Origin of the sequence: Spiroplasma endosymbiont of Apeira syringaria, from assembly GCF_964020205.1 — a bacterium.
GTDB classification, from domain to species: Bacteria; Bacillota_I; Bacilli_A; order Mycoplasmatales; family VBWQ01; genus Spiroplasma_E; species Spiroplasma_E ixodetis_A.
In genome coordinates this window covers 291,987-310,161 of the sequence record NZ_OZ026543.1, presented here as the reverse complement: position 1 = coordinate 310,161, position 18,175 = coordinate 291,987, and the positions used below count along the sequence as shown (strand labels likewise).

28 protein-coding genes and 1 pseudogene are annotated in these 18,175 nt (G+C 25.6%); 13 read left to right on the top strand and 16 right to left on the bottom strand.

Features of this window, described 5'->3' with window-relative positions; genetic code table 4:
* Nucleotides 1–34: 34 nt before the first annotated feature.
* A complete protein-coding gene (locus AACL02_RS01960) occupies nt 35–220 on the bottom strand; it encodes a hypothetical protein (RefSeq protein ID WP_339042486.1) in 186 nt (61 codons plus the stop codon).
* On the opposite strand from AACL02_RS01960, the gene AACL02_RS01955 reads away from it, so the two are divergent.
* Nucleotides 166–699, top strand: a complete 534-nt coding sequence (locus AACL02_RS01955; protein ID WP_339042484.1) for a hypothetical protein — start codon at nt 166–168, stop codon at nt 697–699. The two genes, AACL02_RS01960 and AACL02_RS01955, sit on opposite strands and share 55 nt — an antisense overlap.
* The gene (locus AACL02_RS01950) at nt 611–1,432 is read left to right on the top strand and encodes an IS1595 family transposase (protein ID WP_339042482.1); all 822 of its coding nucleotides are present in this window, start codon (nt 611–613) and stop codon (nt 1,430–1,432) included. The genes AACL02_RS01955 and AACL02_RS01950 overlap by 89 nt, the downstream gene beginning before the upstream one ends.
* Before the next feature lie 202 nt (nt 1,433–1,634).
* Here AACL02_RS01950 and AACL02_RS01945 read toward each other — a convergent pair whose 3' ends face one another.
* Nucleotides 1,635–1,820 (bottom strand): hypothetical protein, encoded by a 186-nt coding sequence (locus AACL02_RS01945; protein WP_339042480.1) that lies wholly within the window; start codon nt 1,818–1,820, stop codon nt 1,635–1,637.
* Here AACL02_RS01945 and AACL02_RS01940 point away from each other — a divergent pair.
* The 5 genes from AACL02_RS01940 (at nt 1,766) to AACL02_RS01920 (ending at nt 3,675) form a co-directional block, all read left to right on the top strand.
* A complete protein-coding gene (locus AACL02_RS01940; protein WP_339042478.1) occupies nt 1,766–2,044 on the top strand; it encodes a hypothetical protein in 279 nt (92 codons plus the stop codon). The genes AACL02_RS01945 and AACL02_RS01940 overlap by 55 nt on opposite strands.
* 6 nt (nt 2,045–2,050) lie before the next feature.
* Nucleotides 2,051–2,587, top strand: a complete 537-nt coding sequence (locus AACL02_RS01935; RefSeq protein ID WP_281748497.1) for an IS1595 family transposase — start codon at nt 2,051–2,053, stop codon at nt 2,585–2,587.
* A 327-nt stretch (nt 2,588–2,914) separates the two neighbouring features.
* On the top strand, nt 2,915–3,136 hold the full coding sequence (locus tag AACL02_RS01930) for a hypothetical protein (RefSeq protein WP_339042476.1): 222 nt from the start codon (nt 2,915–2,917) through the stop codon (nt 3,134–3,136).
* Nucleotides 3,137–3,187: 51 nt separating this feature from the next.
* Nucleotides 3,188–3,379, top strand: a complete 192-nt coding sequence (locus tag AACL02_RS01925) for a hypothetical protein (RefSeq protein WP_339042474.1) — start codon at nt 3,188–3,190, stop codon at nt 3,377–3,379.
* Nucleotides 3,380–3,381: 2 nt separating this feature from the next.
* Nucleotides 3,382–3,675: a hypothetical protein gene (locus tag AACL02_RS01920; RefSeq protein ID WP_339042472.1), complete on the top strand. Its 294-nt coding sequence runs from the start codon at nt 3,382–3,384 to the stop codon at nt 3,673–3,675.
* A gap of 105 nt (nt 3,676–3,780) precedes the next feature.
* Here the strand turns inward: AACL02_RS01920 and AACL02_RS01915 are convergent, their stop codons facing one another.
* The gene (locus AACL02_RS01915; protein ID WP_339042470.1) at nt 3,781–5,019 is read right to left on the bottom strand and encodes an IS256 family transposase; all 1,239 of its coding nucleotides are present in this window, start codon (nt 5,017–5,019) and stop codon (nt 3,781–3,783) included.
* 94 nt (nt 5,020–5,113) lie between these two features.
* Between AACL02_RS01915 and AACL02_RS01910 the strand changes: the two are divergent.
* Nucleotides 5,114–5,719: pseudogene (locus tag AACL02_RS01910) on the top strand (IS256 family transposase); the annotation flags it as partial.
* A gap of 29 nt (nt 5,720–5,748) precedes the next feature.
* On the opposite strand, the gene AACL02_RS01905 reads toward AACL02_RS01910, so the two are convergent.
* From AACL02_RS01905 to AACL02_RS01870, 8 genes are all read right to left on the bottom strand, one after another.
* Nucleotides 5,749–6,663 (bottom strand): hypothetical protein, encoded by a 915-nt coding sequence (locus AACL02_RS01905; protein ID WP_339042469.1) that lies wholly within the window; start codon nt 6,661–6,663, stop codon nt 5,749–5,751.
* Nucleotides 6,664–6,666: 3 nt separating this feature from the next.
* The gene (locus AACL02_RS01900; RefSeq protein ID WP_339042467.1) at nt 6,667–7,635 is read right to left on the bottom strand and encodes a hypothetical protein; all 969 of its coding nucleotides are present in this window, start codon (nt 7,633–7,635) and stop codon (nt 6,667–6,669) included.
* 116 nt (nt 7,636–7,751) lie between these two features.
* A complete protein-coding gene (locus AACL02_RS01895) occupies nt 7,752–8,264 on the bottom strand; it encodes an IS1595 family transposase (protein WP_339043499.1) in 513 nt (170 codons plus the stop codon).
* 405 nt (nt 8,265–8,669) lie between these two features.
* Complete coding sequence (locus AACL02_RS01890) at nt 8,670–9,332, bottom strand: hypothetical protein (RefSeq protein ID WP_339042465.1); 663 nt, start codon at nt 9,330–9,332, stop codon at nt 8,670–8,672.
* Nucleotides 9,333–9,346: 14 nt separating this feature from the next.
* On the bottom strand, nt 9,347–10,078 hold the full coding sequence (locus tag AACL02_RS01885) for a hypothetical protein (RefSeq protein ID WP_339042463.1): 732 nt from the start codon (nt 10,076–10,078) through the stop codon (nt 9,347–9,349).
* Nucleotides 10,079–10,158: 80 nt separating this feature from the next.
* A complete protein-coding gene (locus tag AACL02_RS01880; protein ID WP_339043497.1) occupies nt 10,159–11,397 on the bottom strand; it encodes an IS256 family transposase in 1,239 nt (412 codons plus the stop codon).
* Between the two features lie 82 nt (nt 11,398–11,479).
* Nucleotides 11,480–11,920, bottom strand: a complete 441-nt coding sequence (locus tag AACL02_RS01875; protein WP_339042461.1) for a hypothetical protein — start codon at nt 11,918–11,920, stop codon at nt 11,480–11,482.
* Nucleotides 11,893–12,057 carry a hypothetical protein gene (locus AACL02_RS01870; RefSeq protein WP_339042460.1) on the bottom strand — a complete coding sequence of 55 codons (165 nt, stop codon included), beginning with the start codon at nt 12,055–12,057 and terminating at the stop codon, nt 11,893–11,895. The genes AACL02_RS01875 and AACL02_RS01870 overlap by 28 nt, the downstream gene beginning before the upstream one ends.
* Between AACL02_RS01870 and AACL02_RS01865 the strand changes: the two genes are divergently transcribed.
* A complete protein-coding gene (locus AACL02_RS01865; protein WP_339042459.1) occupies nt 12,003–12,263 on the top strand; it encodes a hypothetical protein in 261 nt (86 codons plus the stop codon). The two genes, AACL02_RS01870 and AACL02_RS01865, sit on opposite strands and share 55 nt — an antisense overlap.
* Nucleotides 12,264–12,287: 24 nt before the next feature.
* Entirely contained in the window at nt 12,288–12,824 is a 537-nt protein-coding gene (locus AACL02_RS01860) for an IS1595 family transposase (RefSeq protein WP_281748497.1), read from the top strand.
* Nucleotides 12,825–12,864: 40 nt separating this feature from the next.
* Here AACL02_RS01860 and AACL02_RS01855 read toward each other — a convergent pair whose 3' ends face one another.
* Nucleotides 12,865–13,260 (bottom strand): hypothetical protein, encoded by a 396-nt coding sequence (locus tag AACL02_RS01855; protein ID WP_339042458.1) that lies wholly within the window; start codon nt 13,258–13,260, stop codon nt 12,865–12,867.
* 249 nt (nt 13,261–13,509) lie between these two features.
* Between AACL02_RS01855 and AACL02_RS01850 the strand changes: the two genes are divergently transcribed.
* A complete protein-coding gene (locus AACL02_RS01850) occupies nt 13,510–14,202 on the top strand; it encodes an IS1595 family transposase (RefSeq protein WP_339043437.1) in 693 nt (230 codons plus the stop codon).
* Nucleotides 14,203–14,255: 53 nt separating this feature from the next.
* On the opposite strand, the gene AACL02_RS01845 is transcribed toward AACL02_RS01850, so the two are convergent.
* Nucleotides 14,256–14,534, bottom strand: a complete 279-nt coding sequence (locus tag AACL02_RS01845) for a hypothetical protein (protein WP_339042456.1) — start codon at nt 14,532–14,534, stop codon at nt 14,256–14,258.
* On the opposite strand from AACL02_RS01845, the gene AACL02_RS01840 reads away from it, so the two are divergent.
* Nucleotides 14,480–15,301, top strand: a complete 822-nt coding sequence (locus AACL02_RS01840) for an IS1595 family transposase (protein ID WP_339042454.1) — start codon at nt 14,480–14,482, stop codon at nt 15,299–15,301. The two genes, AACL02_RS01845 and AACL02_RS01840, sit on opposite strands and share 55 nt — an antisense overlap.
* Nucleotides 15,302–15,391: 90 nt before the next feature.
* Here the strand turns inward: AACL02_RS01840 and AACL02_RS01835 are convergent, their stop codons facing one another.
* The 3 genes from AACL02_RS01835 to AACL02_RS01825 form a co-directional block, all read right to left on the bottom strand.
* Nucleotides 15,392–15,550 carry a hypothetical protein gene (locus AACL02_RS01835; protein WP_281749444.1) on the bottom strand — a complete coding sequence of 53 codons (159 nt, stop codon included), beginning with the start codon at nt 15,548–15,550 and terminating at the stop codon, nt 15,392–15,394.
* Between the two features lie 16 nt (nt 15,551–15,566).
* Nucleotides 15,567–16,379: a hypothetical protein gene (locus AACL02_RS01830; RefSeq protein WP_339042452.1), complete on the bottom strand. Its 813-nt coding sequence runs from the start codon at nt 16,377–16,379 to the stop codon at nt 15,567–15,569.
* A 284-nt stretch (nt 16,380–16,663) separates the two neighbouring features.
* Nucleotides 16,664–16,909 (bottom strand): hypothetical protein, encoded by a 246-nt coding sequence (locus tag AACL02_RS01825; protein WP_339042450.1) that lies wholly within the window; start codon nt 16,907–16,909, stop codon nt 16,664–16,666.
* A gap of 92 nt (nt 16,910–17,001) precedes the next feature.
* On the opposite strand from AACL02_RS01825, the gene AACL02_RS01820 reads away from it, so the two are divergent.
* A protein-coding gene (locus AACL02_RS01820; RefSeq protein ID WP_422397815.1) for an IS3 family transposase occupies nt 17,002–18,119 on the top strand; the annotation gives its coding sequence in 2 pieces (ribosomal slippage) (nt 17,002–17,272 and nt 17,272–18,119; 1,119 coding nt in all).
* The last annotated feature ends 56 nt before the right edge of the window (nt 18,120–18,175 follow it).

The following is an 18,175-nucleotide window of genomic DNA, read 5'->3' as shown; positions in this document are numbered from 1 at the left end:
CATTCCACCAAGATGTTAAAGATGTTTGTGACCTTTAAAATATGGTGCCTGTGAGAATGCTAAATGTTTGATTACATTTTAAACATCTCATTCTTTTTAAATCAGAAGTATTCAAATTAAAATTAAAACACCTAATACATTTGTTTTCTTTCAAATTTGCTATATATGCAAGACATTGCTGTTCAGTTTGAAAAGCATTTTTGAATTCATTCAGTTTCATTATTCCCTCCACAAGTACATGTAGGGAGAAGTCCGAAAAATAATTCTTTTATTGTTGATAACAGTTACACATATTGAGTTTTTAATTTAGAAAATATTAAAAGAGAATTAAGTGGTAATGAATTAATAAAATTATTAGAACCATATATTAAAGACCAAAAAATAACTGTTAATAAACCAACTGCTCCAAAAGAATATTATCTTAATGATATAAAACTTGAACCATTAAAATTTTATGAACAGCATAATAGTTGATTTATAGGTGAAATAACAGATAACAAAACTAAAATTACTAATCCTTGTTTTAAATATAACATTACGTGAGAAGAAAACAGAAAAGGTTTTAAAATAAATAACGGACTTCTCCCCACATGTACTTGTGGAGGGAATAATGAAACTGAATGAATTCAACAATGCTTTTCAAACTGAACAGCAATGTCTTGCATATATAGCAAATTTGAAAGAAAACAAATGTATTAGGTGTTTTAATTTTAATTTGAATACTTCTGATTTAAAAAGAATGAGATGTTTAAAATGTAATCAAACATTTAGCATTCTCACAGGCACCATATTTTCAAGGTCACAAACATCTTTAACATCTTGGTTTTATCTTATCTTTAGATGAATAAACACCAAACATGGAATTCCATCAACATATATTGCAAAAGAATTGGGAGTGACTTTGAAAACTGCTTGAAGAATGACTCATAAAATCAGAACACGTATTGCAAAACAAAAACCTCAATTTATTGTTGAAGGTACAGTGCAAATTGATGAAATGTATCTTTCACATATGGGTTTTAAAAAACAAGGAAGATCCTTGGTGAATAAAACCTTGATTGTTGGCATTTATCAAAAAACAACCAATAATTTAATTGTGAAAGTATTGAAAAACGCAAAGAGTAAAAATCTTTTGCAGTTTGCAAAAAACCACATTTCTTCAAAATGTCTTGTATATACTGATTCTTGAAAAGGATATTGCGATTTTAAATCAGTTTTCACTAAGCATGAAACAGTTAACCATCAAGATGGCTATGTTTCAAAAATTGGTGTAAATACCAACCAAATTGAATCAGTTTGAAAACATATAAGAAGAACATTTAAAACACATATCAAAGTTGCAAAACATCATGTTCATTTATATGCTAAAGAAGCTGCATATAAATTAAACAAGATACCTATTTTTGAAACTGTAATTCTATGTTTGATTTAAAAATGTGGGGAGAAGTCCGTAGATAGGCTTTTCTCAGCATTTATGTGATAAAATTAAAATAGTACATAAAGGGAGAAAAGCCATAAATAATCCATATAAACATGATCATTTACCAATTAATTATCTAGTTACTTCTTATAAGGAAAATTCAACTCATAATGAAAAAATATTTTTGTTGAACATGTAAACAAAATAAATTAGATTATTTATTCTTTAATAATAATGATATAAAAAACAAGAAAATATTTTTTAAGAGATAAAAATAGTAAAGCGATTTGTTATGATTGTATTTTAAATACGGACTTCTCCCCACATGTACTTGTGGAGGGAATAATGAAACTGAATGAATTCAAAAATGCTTTTCAAAATGAACAGCAATGTCTTGCATATATAGCAAATTTGAAAGAAAACAAATGTATTAGGTGTTTTAGTTTTAATTTGAATACTTCTGATTTAAAAAGAATGAGATGTTTAAAATGTAATCAAACATTTAGCATTCTCACAGGCACCATATTTTCAAGGTCACAAACATCTTTAACATCTTGGTTTTATCTTATCTTTAGATGAATAAACACCAAACATGGAATTCCATCAACAGATATTGCAAAATAATTGGGAGTGACTTTGAAAACTGCTTGAAGAATGACTCATAAAATCAGAACACGTATTGCAAAACAAAAACCTCAATTTATTGTTGAAGGTACAGTGCAAATTGATGAAATGTATCTTTCACATATGGGTTTTAAAAAACAAGGAAGATCCTTGGTGAATAAAACCTTGATTGTTGGCATTTATCAAAAAACAACCAATAATTTAATTGTGAAAGTATTGAAAAACGCAAAGAGTAAAAATCTTTTGCAGTTTGCAAAAAACCACATTTCTTCAAAATGTCTTGTATATACTGATTCTTGAAAAGGATATTGCGATTTTAAATCAGTTTTCACTAAGCATGAAACAGTTAACCATCAAGATGGCTATGTTTCAAAAATTGGTGTAAATACCAACCAAATTGAATCAGTTTGAAAACATATAAGAAGAACATTTAAAACACATATCAAAGTTGCAAAACATCATGTTCATTTATATGCTAAAGAAGCTGCATATAAATTCAACAAGATACCTAGTTTTGAAACTGTAATTCTATGTTTGATTTAAAAATGTGGGGAGAAGTCCGTAGATAGGCTTTTCTCAGCATTTATGTGATAAAATTAAAATAGTACATAAAGGGAGAAAAGCCTTTAAATATTAGGTTAAGTAGGAGGTATAAATATGGATAAATAATATTTAACTAAAAGAGGAACGATTCGCATACCAGACAGTGATGATATTGAATTTAAAATAGGACTAATTAAACTGATTGTTGATTATAAAAAAAGATAATTTAGTTTGTGGTCATAAAGAATTTATTGAAGAATGTAAATATTGTTGATGTAATTGTAATTTAGAAATTATTAAAACAGTTATTAGAGGTTAACTTAATTAATGCAATATGATTTAATTATTGGAATTGACCCCGCTGGAATTGGTAATAATGGAATTGTTATATATTCAAATGAAACTAATAATATTGTTTTTAATGAAACATTCAATACATTAACTGTTTTATTAACTAAAAATATGTATAAAGAAAAATTTCAATTAATTAAAGAAAAATTTATTGATAAAAAAATATTAGTTATTGTAGAAAATTTCTTTTTAAATTAAAAACAATTACTAACTAATCCATTATCAACGCCTAAAATCATTGGTGCATTAATGGTATTAGTTCAAGATGTTTTCAACTGAGATTATCTAGAAAACCAACCAAAAAATAAAAATAAAATAACAAATTATAAAGGAAATATAAAATTAACAAAACATGAACAAGATGCTTATAAGCATATTCAATATTATTTAAAAAATCATAAAAAAATATTAATTTTTGATAATTATTTAAGGAAATTATAAACATGAAAGATAAAGCAAATTATGTCAAATTAACAGTAAAACTAAGTAATACTATTGAAGCAAAATATTACGAAAAAGGTAATAAAGAATTATATTATAGTGTTAGAGGTCAATGAAATGGATTAAACTATGTTACTTTAATTTTTAACAACCCAAAATTTTATAGACGCTGTATTTTATTAAACAAAAACGATGAAATTATAGTAACTGGTCAAATTTTTAATACTTTAAATATTGCTAAAAATCGTTCATTTTGTTCAATAAATGTTAAATGATTTAAAAAATGAAAAGAGTAAAAAATGATATTATGAAAAATTTTAGGGCAGTTGTCAAAAATCCGGAATAAATTAAATCGTTGTAGAGGCTTTTTAATAATCTGTGTATCTTTGTTTTATAAAGTACTAATTTAGATTAATTCTGTATTCAAATTTTATCATAAAATGAGCAATTGCTGTATTTCAATTTTGAATAGGCAATGTTCATTTTTTTGTTATATTTTCAATTGCCAAGTAAAATATTTTGAAAACTGCCATATCATTAGGAAAAACTTTTTTATTTCTGATGATTTTTCGTAATTGACTATTAACAGATTCAATAGCATTTGTAGTATAAATCACTCTTTTGATTTCTACTGGATAACTAATAAAAACCATTAAATTATCTCAATTTTTATATCAAGATTTAGTAATTTGAGGATATTGTTTATTTCATTTACTTTCAAACGATTCTAAAGCTTGCATTGCTTGTTCTTCACTACATGCACTATAAATTGGTTTTAAATCTGCAACTAGACCTTTTCGATGTTTGTATGAAACATATTTTAAACTATTTCTAATTTGATGAACAATGCATAATTGATGTTCTGTTTTAGGATAAACTGATTGTATTGCTTCTGACATGCCTGTTAAATTATCACTACAAGCAATAAGAATATCATTTAAGCCACGATTTTTCATTTCTGTGAAATTAGATAATCAAAACTTAGAACCTTCATTTTCACTAATTCATAATCCTAAAACATCTTTTTTGCCTTCTAAATCAACTCCTAATGCTATATAAACTGATTTGTTAATAATCCGTTTATCTTGTCGTACTTTAACTACTATACAATCAAAATAAACAATAGGATAAATACTTTCTAATGGTCGATTTTGTCATGCTTTAACATCATCAATAACATCATCAGTAATTTGACTAATAACACTTTCACTAATATCAGCACCATGATATAACTCTTGCAACTGCATTCTAATGTCAGATAATGTCATTCCTTTTGCATACAAGGAAAGAACTTGTTGATCAAAACCATTAAATCTTCTTTGCCTTTTAGGAACTATTACAGGAGTAAAATTACTATTGCGATCTCTTGGTACATCAATTTCAATTTTACCTTGTTGAGTTATTAATTTTTTTGAACTTGTACCATTACGAGCATTTTCAGTAGTACTATGTTGATTTTTTTCATATCCTAAATAATTTTGCATTTCAGAATTCAACATTTTTTCAACTAATCTTTTTGTTAATTCTTTATATAAACCGCCAAGTTTAAAAACTGTTGTTAAATCTTCAGTATTTTCTAGTAATAAATCTACTGCTTTTGATATTGGATCATTATTATTAAAGTTATCTTTTTTAGCCATCTGTAACTCACTCTTTCTAGTAATTTAATTATATTTACTAGAATTAATTAAACATAGTTATTTTTGTAAGTTACACAGATTACTAAACATTTCCTGAATTAGTGAAAATGAAGGTTCTAAGTTTTGATTATCTAATTTCACAGAAATGAAAAATCGTGGCTTAAATGATATTCTTATTGCTTGTAGTGATAATTTAACAGGCATGTCAGAAGCAATACAATCAGTTTATCCTAAAACAGAACATCAATTATGCATTGTTCATCAAATTAGAAATAGTTTAAAATATGTTTCATACAAACATCGAAAAGGTCTAGTTGCAGATTTAAAACCAATTTATAGTGCATGTAGTGAAGAACAAGCAATGCAAGCTTTAGAATCTTTTTAAAGTAAATGAAATAAACAATATCCTCAAATTACTAAATCTTGATATAAAAATTGAGATAATTTAATGGTTTTTATTAGTTATCCAGTAGAAATCAAAAGAGTGATTTATACTACAAATGCTATTGAATCTGTTAATAGTCAATTACGAAAAATCATCAGAAATAAAAAAGTTTTTCCTAATGATATGGCAGTTTTCAAAATATTTTACTTGGCAATTGAAAATATAACAAAAAAATGAACATTGCCTATTCAAAATTGAAATACAGCAATTGCTCATTTTATGATAAAATTTGAAGACAGAATTAATCTAAACTAGTACTTTATAAAACAAAGATACACAGATTATTAAAAAGCCTCGTTATTTTTAATATCATCAATATTTTGTTTATTAATCTCAATTTTATTTTCTATTGATTTGATATTATTATCAACTTTAGTTTCTAATAATTTAATATTATTTTCATTTGTAGTAATTCGTTTTTGTTGTTTAGCAGAAAAATCACAAGTTGGTGCATGCGTATAATCACCAATTTGTGGATTATTTTGTAATGCTTCGGGGGGTAATTTACCAATTTCATCAGGTCAATCTAAAATCATTGTTTCAGTTTCTTTATCATAATCAGTTGCAACATAACCTTTATTAATAAATTTACTAACAGGACCTCTATATATTTCATTTTCATTATCATCAACTAAATCATCATATAATTTAATTTGTTTTGATAATGTAAATTCTTTTTGTTGTTCGATTAATTCATCAACTTGATTTCTAGTATAAAATGCTTTTAAGTCAATTTTTTCAACATCTATTTCATCATTATTATAACTTGAAAATATTTGTTTTAATTCTGTTAATCTTGCTCATATTTTCATTCTACTAGGTGCTAAATCTCAAACATTAATTGTAGGAGTACTATTTGCACTAAATTGATTACCATTATTAAATTGAATAGTAGCATCAACATTAAATTCAATTGGTGTACGATTAAATACTCAATGTTCAACCATAACATAAACCATATCTCTTAATGTTTCTTTAATTAATTCATCTTTAAAACTATCAAAAGGAAATTTAGATAAAATAAAATCAAGATAAGCATTAATATCATTTTGCGCGCGAATAGCAAAAGTTATAAATCAATCATTAATATTTGGTCATGTTTGTATATATTGTTGTGGAGTTTCTGTAATTTTTCCAGTTAATGGATATCAGTTATTATAATTTTCAAGACTGACATCAGTTCAAAGTTTATTAATCATAATTTATCATTCCTTAAAAAATGCTTGTTTATAATGATGAGTATGTTTTTTTGTTTTTTTATGTGTTATATGTTCAATTTCTTTTTGTATTTTATTTTTACCTTTTTTTATTTTTTTCTTACTTTTTGTTACAACTTGACTATATGCAAACTTTTCTAAATGATGTAATAATCCAGTACCAAATAAAGTATTAACACTAAATTTTAAACCAACATTTTTAAATGATTTGTTAATATTTTCAATAGGATTATTAATAACATTTACTACTTTATGATAAGTTATAATAGTTCTAAATATTTCTCTATATACTTTAAAACTATCTCTAATTACTTGTTGCACCACTGGTGGAGCAAATGCTATTGCTTTTAATCATTTATTTTGATTAACTCCATAACCAATGTATCAACCACTATATCAACGATATCAATGGAATGGATGTATTTGAGTAACAAAAGTTTTTGCTTTAAGAATACTATCAACAACTGTAATTGGTTTATATTTAGGATTGCGATGATAAATAGTAATTGCACATTTATCTAATGACAAAGGTTGAATTTTACAACCCATAAATACTGGTGAATTTAATGGAATTAATTGTGCGTTTTTAATTGCTCTTTTTTCTGCACTAGTAAATAAATCAGTTGCTTTTTCTTTTAATTTCTGAATTTTTTCAAATACTTGTTTTTCTAACTTTTCAAATTTTTCTTGTAATTTATATATACTTTCTCGTATTTTTTCAAAATATGGTGTATCTTTTCAAAATTTATTTAAACCTTTTTTTAAATAAAATCTAATATCAAAATATTTAAAAGTTTGATTTGCTTTTAAAACAAGTTGATGAATAACATTATTTTTAAAATTAAATTTAATAGCATTAGCACGAATTTTTTGTAAATCTAAAATTAAAGTTTTTCCATATCTATTTTCTGTATGTATTGTATGAACTAAATTTAATCAATCATGTTGATTCATTTTTAATACTTCTTTTAAATCAGTATTAAATTTTGGCTTTTCTCCCTTTATGTACTATTTTAATTTTATCACATAAATGCTGAGAAAAGCCTATCTACGGACTTCTCCCCACATTTTTAAATCAAACATAGAATTACAGTTTCAAAACTAGGTATCTTGTTGAATTTATATGCAGCTTCTTTAGCATATAAATGAACATGATGTTTTGCAACTTTGATATGTGTTTTAAATGTTCTTCTTATATGTTTTCAAACTGATTCAATTTGGTTGGTATTTACACCAATTTTTGAAACATAGCCATCTTGATGGTTAACTATTTCATGCTTAGTGAAAACTGATTTAAAATCGCAATATCCTTTTCAAGAATCAGTATATACAAGACATTTTGAAGAAATGTGGTTTTTTGCAAACTGCAAAAGATTTTTACTCTTTGCGTTTTTCAATACTTTCACAATTAAATTATTGGTTGTTTTTTGATAAATGCCAACAATCAAGGTTTTATTCACCAAGGATCTTCCTTGTTTTTTAAAACCCATATGTGAAAGATACATTTCATCAATTTGCACTGTACCTTCAACAATAAATTGAGGTTTTTGTTTTGCAATACGTGTTCTGATTTTATTAGTCATTCTTCAAGCAGTTTTCAAAGTCACTCCCAATTCTTTTGCAATATCTGTTGATGGAATTCCATGTTTGGTGTTTATTCATCTAAAGATAAGATAAAACCAAGATGTTAAAGATGTTTGTGACCTTGAAAATATGGTGCCTGTGAGAATGCTAAATGTTTGATTACATTTTAAACATCTCATTCTTTTTAAATCAGAAGTATTCAAATTAAAATTAAAACACCTAATACATTTGTTTTCTTTCAAATTTGCTATATATGCAAGACATTGCTGTTCAGTTTGAAAAGCATTGTTGAATTCATTCAGTTTCATTATTCCCTCCACAAGTACATGTGGGGAGAAGTCCGTAAATTTTTTTAAAAAGTTATTTGCTTTTTCAATATCTTTAATTTTAAATTTAGGAGTTAATTATGGACTTAATTTTATTAATGTATTTTGTAATAATAAGTGTTCCATTAATTTTTCTGTTTCTAGTTTTTGAAAATTATTCTTATATTGTCTTTCAGCAACATAACCTAAATCTCGTAATACTGTTTCACGATTAGGAGTAAAACTATAATTCATTAAATAACGTTTATTACCAATAATTTTATCTGTTAAAATTTCTTTTCCACTTACTTGACTAATAATTTCTTGTAAGTTTTTTGCTTCTTTAATACCAACTTGTTCTAATGTTTTAGTTTTTTGTGCTAACTTAATAAATTTAGTTGTACGATAACCACGACTAATTTTATTAAGTCCAGAAAATGCTGGTAATATATTAAAAAAAGTATTTAATGGTGTTACATTTCCTTTTAAATAATCATAAACTTGATTAATAGTAAAATCAGTTAAAAATTCTACACCAACAGCACTAATACTAGCAATTAAATCACTTGCACCTAATCCAAGTGCTAAATCTTCACTTAATCCACCAGTAAAAGGAGCAAGTGCTACTGCTATAACTTGTACACCAATCATTTCTAAAATTTCTCATCAAAAACTTTTATTTTCTTGTTGTTTACTTATTCTAGTATGTTTTGGTTTATTTATGTTTAAAAGTATTGCTGTACTAGTTGTACCAATTGGCATGATATTAATGTCCTTTATTTAAGAGTTATTTTAATTGGATTTGTTGTTCCTTTATAATTTAAGTCATTAACATTTGCAGTAATAGTTATATATAAGTCACCTGCTTTTTGTTTTTGATTACTTACATTAGTTTTTCCTTGTGCATCACTAAAATATTTAATAGTTGGATTTGTTAAATTTGGATTTAATGATTTAAGTTCATTAGCACTTTTTATTTGTGTATCTAATTCATTATTATTTTTATTAACATTTGCAGTAATATTTGTTGTTAAAACTGTAATTTTAGTTTTTAAATCAGTTTTTTCTGTTTTAATAACTCCACATAACATTCATCTTGATGTTGTTTCATTATTAGAAATATATGGAATTGCTTCTCCAACAACTTCACCAGCAACTTTATATGCTCTTCCTGCTTTATCATCTTTAATAAAATCTACATAAATAACTGTATTTTCTATCATGTATCTTTTCATCGCTCTTGGTGTTGCTAAAATAAAGGTCATTAATTGTTGTTCATTTTTATCATTAGTAAAAATCATATAGTCATCAAGAACGATTTCACATAATACACCTTTTACATATAAATTATTTCCATTTAAACGTAATTGTTGTGCCAATTGATTATCAGTAATTAAACCTTTATTATCTGCTAAATAAACTAAACTATCATAAAGACCATTAGTAATAAAAAATTTACTATTTGCAATATTTCTAAATTGAAACAAAGTATTTCAAGCCGATAACATTGATTTTAAATAGCCTACTGGTGTTGTATCTTCAATATCGAGGCTTTTTAATAATCTGTGTATCTTTGTTTTATAAAGTACTAGTTTAGATTAATTCTATCTTCAAATTTTATCATAAAATGAGCAATTGCTGTATTTCAATTTTGAATAGGCAATGTTCATTTTTTTGTTATATTTTCAATTGCCAAGTAAAATATTTTGAAAACTGCCATATCATTAGGAAAAACTTTTTTATTTCTGATGATTTTTCGTAATTGACTATTAACAGATTCAATAGCATTTGTAGTATAAATCACTCTTTTGATTTCTACTGGATAACTAATAAAAACCATTAAATTATCTCAATTTTTATATCAAGATTTAGTAATTTGAGGATATTGTTTATTTCATTTACTTTCAAACGATTCTAAAGCTTGCATTGCTTGTTCTTCACTACATGCACTATAAATTGGTTTTAAATCTGCAACTAGACCTTTTCGATGTTTGTATGAAACATATTTTAAACTATTTCTAATTTGATGAACAATGCATAATTGATGTTCTGTTTTAGGATAAACTGATTGTATTGCTTCTGACATGCCTGTTAAATTATCACTACAAGCAATAAGAATATCATTTAAGCCACGATTTTTCATTTCTGTGAAATTAGATAATCAAAACTTAGAACCTTCATTTTCACTAATTCATAATCCTAAAACATCTTTTTTGCCTTCTAAATCAACTCCTAATGCTATATAAACTGATTTGTTAATAATCCGTTTATCTTGTCGTACTTTAACTACTATACAATCAAAATAAACAATAGTATAAATACTTTCTAATGGTCGATTTTGTCATGCTTTAACATCATCAATAACATCATCAGTAATTTGACTAATAACACTTTCACTAATATCAGCACCATGATATAACTCTTGCAACTGCATTCTAATGTCAGATAATGTCATTCCTTTTGCATACAAGGAAAGAACTTGTTGATCAAAACCATCAAATCTTCTTTGCCTTTTAGGAACTATTACAGGATTAAAATTACTATTGCGATCTCTTGGTACATCAATTTCAATTTTACCTTGTTGAGTTATTAATTTTTTTGAACTTGTACCATTACGAGCATTTTCAGTAGTACTATGTTGATTTTTTTCATATCCTAAATAATTTTGCATTTCAGAATTCAACATTTTTTCAACTAATCTTTTTGTTAATTCTTTATATAAACCGCCAGGTTTAAAAACTGTTGTTAAATCTTCAGTATTTTCTAGTAATAAATCTACTGCTTTTGATATTGGATCATTATTATTAAAGTTATCTTTTTTAGCCATCTGTAACTCACTCTTTCTAGTCATTTAATTATATTTACTAGAATTAATTAAACATAGTTATTTTTGTAAGTTACACAGATTACTAAACATTTCCTCAATACTCAATATCAATTTTAGTAGCAAATTTTGCAATTGCTTGTGTATCATCAATTGCCAATTTATCTGCTAAGTCATTAGCAACTTCATATTGCATACTATCTAATAAATTTTGTCCATTATTTGCTTTTAAATCTACATCTGCAATAATTTCTCCTGCAAGATATTTTTTAGTTATTTTTTTACTAATTTTATCTGTATCAACATATGGTAATTCATATCTTTTACTTTTATCATCTCAAGCAATAATTTTTACTTCTGGTTTTTTTGGTTTTTTAACAATAAACTCAATATTTACTGAGTCAACAATTTCAGTAGGGAAAAAGTTTGCCCATGGACTATTTGAAATTTTAAAAAAATCTATAAATTCTGGTGCTTCTACTAATCTCTCTGTATTGTCTAAATTTTGATTAAATGGTACTGACATTTTATTTCTTCCTTTCGTTTATAAATAATTTTTCTTTTTATAATTAACGGACTTCTCCCCACATGTACTTGTGGAGGTAATAATGAAACTGAATGAATTCAACAATGCTTTTCAAACTGAACAGCAATGTCTTGCATATATAGCAAATTTGAAAGAAAACAAATGTATTAGGTGTTTTAGTTTTAATTTGAATACTTCTGATTTAAAAAGAATGAGATGTTTAAAATGTAATCAAACATTTAGCATTCTCACAGGCACCATATTTTCAAGGTCACAAACATCTTTAACATCTTGGTTTTATCTTATCTTTAGATGAATAAACACCAAACATGGAATTCCATAAACAGATATTGCAAAAGAATTGGGAGTGACTTTGAAAACTGCTTGAAGAATGACTCATAAAATCAGAACACGTATTGCAAAACAAAAACCTCAATTTATTGTTGAAGGTACAGTGCAAATTGATGAAATGTATCTTTCACATATGGGTTTTAAAAAACAAGGAAGATCCTTGGTGAATAAAACCTTGATTGTTGGCATTTATCAAAAAACAACCAATAATTTAATTGTGAAAGTATTGAAAAACGCAAAGAGTAAAAATCTTTTGCAGTTTGCAAAAAACCACATTTCTTCAAAATGTCTTGTATATACTGATTCTTGAAAAGGATATTGCGATTTTAAATCAGTTTTCACTAAGCATGAAACAGTTAACCATCAAGATGGCTATGTTTCAAAAATTGGTGTAAATACCAACCAAATTGAATCAGTTTGAAAACATATAAGAAGAACATTTAAAACACATATCAAAGTTGCAAAACATCATGTTCATTTATATGCTAAAGAAGCTGCATATAAATTCAACAAGATACCTAGTTTTGAAACTGTAATTCTATGTTTGATTTAAAAATGTGGGGAGAAGTCCGTAGATAGGCTTTTCTCAGCATTTATGTGATAAAATTAAAATAGTACATAAAGGGAGAAAAGCCATAATTAATTAAAAAATTTTCTTTATCATTTGTTTTATTATTAATAATTATTTGTTTATTGCCACCTGTATTAATTGTTTTTTTAAATACTGGTTGTTCTTTAATCATTTTTTTAATAGTTTCTTCAATTTTTGAATTTTCTAAATTATTAGTTTTAAATTTTAAATAATCATAAAATTCAGTTTTAACTTGATATTTTTTAAATATATTAATTATTTCTTTTTCTTCAATTTCTTGATTAAGTTTATTTAACTTATTTTCTGCTTCATTAACTTTATTTTTTATTTCTTGTTGAGCATTATTTTCAGTTAAAGGTTCAGTTGTTTGTTGAACATTATCTTCATTTTCTAACATTTACATCACCCTTTATTATTTATTTTCTTTATTAATTTTTTCATTTAATTTTGCTAATTTTTTTTGATGTTTTATAATTTTGTTACGGACTTCTCCCCACATGTACTTGTGGAGGGAATAATGAAACTGAATGAATTCAAAAATGCTTTTCAAACTGAACAGCAATGTCTTGCATATATAGCAAATTTGAAAGAAAACAAATGTATTAGGTGTTTTAATTTTAATTTGAATACTTCTGATTTAAAAAGAATGAGATGTTTAAAATGTAATCAAACATTTAGCATTCTCACAGGCACCATATTTTCAAGGTCACAAACATCTTTAACATCTTGGTTTTATCTTATCTTTAGATGAATAAACACCAAACATGGAATTCCATCAACAGATATTGCAAAAGAATTGGGAGTGACTTTGAAAACTGCTTGAAGAATGACTCATAAGATCAGAACACGTATTGCAAAACAAAAACCTCAATTTATTGTTGAAGGTACAGTGCAAATTGATGAAATGTATCTTTCACATATGGGTTTTAAAAAACAAGGAAGATCCTTGGTGAATAAAAATTTGATTGTTGGCATTTATCAAAAAACAACCAATAATTTAATTGTGAAAGTATTGAAAAACGCAAAGAGTAAAAATCTTTTGCAGTTTGCAAAAAACCACATTTCTTCAAAATGTCTTGTATATACTGATTCTTGAAAAGGATATTGCGATTTTAAATCAGTTTTCACTAAGCATGAAACAGTTAACCATCAAGATGGCTATGTTTCAAAAATTGGTGTAAATACCAACCAAATTGAATCAGTTTGAAAACATATAAGAAGAACATTTAAAACACATATCAAAGTTGCAAAACATCATGTTCATTTATATGCTAAAGAAGCTGCATATAAATTCAACAAGATACCTAGTTTTGAAACTGTAATTCTATGTTTGATTTAAAAATGTGGGGAGAAGTCCGTAGATAGGCTTTTCTAAGCATTTATGTGATAAAATTAAAATAGTACATAAAGGGAGAAAAGCCTTTTGTTATTTGCTCTAACATATTTTGGAGTTGTGATAAATCTTTTTAATAAAACAATAATTTCTCTGCAAATTAATGTTCCAACACTTGTTCCAATAATTATTAATTCATGTAAAAATTCTTTCATCTGAATATTTTCCTTTCAATTGTTTATTTTTAACGGACTTCTCCCCACATGTACTTGTGGAGGGAATAATGAAACTGAATGAATTCAAAAATGCTTTTCAAACTGAACAGCAATGTCTTGCATATATAGCAAATTTGAAAGAAAACAAATGTATTAGGTGTTTTAATTTTAATTTGAATACTTCTGATTTAAAAAGAATGAGATGTTTAAAATGTAATCAAACATTTAGCATTCTCACAGGCACCATATTTTCAAGGTCACAAACATCTTTAACATCTTGGTTTTATCTTATCTTTAGATGAATAAACACCAAACATGGAATTCCATCAACAGATATTGCAAAAGAATTGGGAGTGACTTTGAAAACTGCTTGAAGAATGACTCATAAGATCAGAACACGTATTGCAAAACAAAAACCTCAATTTATTGTTGAAGGTACAGTGCAAATTGATGAAATGTATCTTTCACATATGGGTTTTAAAAAACAAGGAAGATCCTTGGTGAATAAAAATTTGATTGTTGGCATTTATCAAAAAACAACCAATAATTTAATTGTGAAAGTATTGAAAAACGCAAAGAGTAAAAATCTTTTGCAGTTTGCAAAAAACCACATTTCTTCAAAATGTCTTGTATATACTGATTCTTGAAAAGGATATTGCGATTTTAAATCAGTTTTCACTAAGCATGAAACAGTTAACCATCAAGATGGCTATGTTTCAAAAATTGGTGTAAATACCAACCAAATTGAATCAGTTTGAAAACATATAAGAAGAACATTTAAAACACATATCAAAGTTGCAAAACATCATGTTCATTTATATGCTAAAGAAGCTGCATATAAATTCAACAAGATACCTAGTTTTGAAACTGTAATTCTATGTTTGATTTAAAAATGTGGGGAGAAGTCCGTAGATAGGCTTTTCTAAGCATTTATGTGATAAAATTAAAATAGTACATAAAGGGAGAAAAGCCATTTTTAATTATTCATCAAATTGACCACCATTAATTCTTTCAATCATTGATTGTGAATTACTTATAATTTCTACTAATACAGATATTTCTTTATTGAATTCTTCTATTCTTTCTTTATATGTTTTTATTTCCTGATTATAATATTCAATTATTTTTTCTTTATTCATAAATTATTCACCTCCTTTATAAACTCATGTGATTATAATCTCAATTTAATGAAGCATTATCATGATTTAATGGTACTTCGCTCATATTATCACTACCATATTGACTGGTTGTTTCACTATTAATTGTGAATCTATTATCATTTACTAATCTTGCAGTTTCATCATTAAATGATGTTTCTTGCATTTCTTCATTATGATGTGTAGTTTCCATAGGTAGTAAATTATGGATTATTTCACTTCCACCAGCAACAATAGTAGGAATTGCATAAGCATTATTAAAATCATTATTTATACCCATTGCTACACCACTTGATATTAAGCATCCACCAGTTGCCATATTACAAATCTTTCTTATTGCTTCAAATTTATTATGTATTAACTCAGTTAATCCACTAATAAGATTTGAAATACCATAAGCATTTAATGAAATATATGTATCTCAATCCATTAATGACTGATGTTCTTGTTTATCTAATAGTAATCATGGCGGACCTTCTGTTGTAGTTGTAGTAGTTATTGGAATTGGTGTTGTTGGAATAATAGGACTAATATTACTTTCTGTTCATTTACTATAATTTGCTAAACCAATTTTTCCTAAACCTAATAATATTTTTTTAGAACTATTAATTAATTTAGTTTTAGTATTTGGTCTTTGATTTAAATTTCATATATCTAAACCTAACTTTTTACCAAATAATAAACTATTAATTGAACCTAATACTGGATTTGCAATTACTTGACCATAATAAGCACTTGTACCAATCATTGCACAAATTGGACTTATTCCAGTTCTAATTAATTTAGTTAAAGTATAATTATTTGTTTCCATTTTTATTCTCCTTGTTTTTAATTTTTTCCCATTTTTGATGATTTTCATCTTATTTTTCTAATTTTTTATTTATTAAGTCTAATTTGAATATTGTCATTTTCTATTCTCCTTTAATTTTGATAACATAATCAATTGTTATATTTTTGTAATTATTAAAATGAGTTTTACATAATCCTAATTTTTTATCTTTTTTAATTGAGCAAACATATATTTCTTGATTACTATTGTTATTTTTACAACCATAACTATCACAATATCATAGTCATTCATAATTATTAATCATTTTATTGTCCTTTAATTTCTAATTTTTTAACTGTTACTTTAATTCAACCTTGATAAACATCATTATCACCAACTATTAATGCAGCATTACCTTCGGGATCAGAAACAATTATGTGTTTTGATTTAACATTTGGATATTCTCTTAAAATAATTGTTCTAATATCATTACTGGTATGAATTGATTTGGGAAATGGTGATAATACTTCGATTTCATCTTTATTTTCAAACAAAGTAGGTAATATTATCATTAGTCAAATTCTCCATTTTCAATTCTTGGATGGGTTACACTTTATTGGACACTAATTACATAGACAAGTGAACAAAGAAAGGAACTATAATTATGGCCAATATTAACTCATATACCGATGAATTTAAAAAACAAATAGTAGCTTTATATCAAAGTGGCAAATCAGTATCTTGCCTTGTTAAAGAATATAATGTTACAAGAGCAGCTACTTACAATTGAATTAAGCAATTTACTAATTCAGGTAGTTTTAAAACTAAAGATAATCGTTCTGTTGAAGAAAATGAATTAATTAAATTAAGAAAAGAATTAAAACAATTAAGAATGGAAAATGATATTTTAAAGCAAGCAGCACTAATAATAGGCAGAAAGTAGAGATTATTGCAAATAATAAATCTAAATATAAAATTCGCACAATGTGTCATTTTTTAAAACTCTCTAAATCAACATATTATTTTAATTTAAAGAAAAAAAATAAAATTCAAAATAATATTTATGAACAAGCTGTTATTAGTGCTTTTAAAAAAAATAAAGAAGTTTATGGTACTAGAAGATTAAAAGTCATTCTAGAAAACCAAGAAATTTATTTATCAAGACGAAAAATTAAAGAAATTATGAATAAACATAATTTAATATCAAAATACACTAAATTATCATTCAAAAATTATCATAATAAAGTCAATGATAGTCAAATAACCAATCTTGTTAATAGAAACTTTAATAATAGAGTTAAAAATGAAGTTATTGTTAGTGATTTAACTTATGTTCAAGTAAATGGTAAGTGAAACTATATTTGTTTATTAATTGACCTATTTAACCGCGAAATAATTGGACATAGTGTAGGTACTAAAAAAGATGCATCATTAGTATATCAAGCATTTATGCACTCAAATCGCTGTTTAAAAGATATTCAAATATTTCATAGTGATCGCGGTAATGAATTTAATAATAAAATTATTGATAAACTTTTACTAGCATTCAATATTAATCGCTCTTTAAGCAAAAAAGGTTGTCCTTATGATAACGCTGTTGCTGAAGCAACCTTTAAAACTTTCAAAACCGAATTTATTAATGATAAAAATTTTACATCATTAATCCAATTAAAATTAGAATTATTTGATTACATCAATTGATATAACAACATAAGAATTCACGGCACTTTAAACTACTTAACTCCAGTTAATTATCAAAAACAAATGTCTACCAAAAAATAGTCCTAAAAAGGGTTGCCATTCCACTTTATTGTACACTAATTACGTAGACAAGTGAA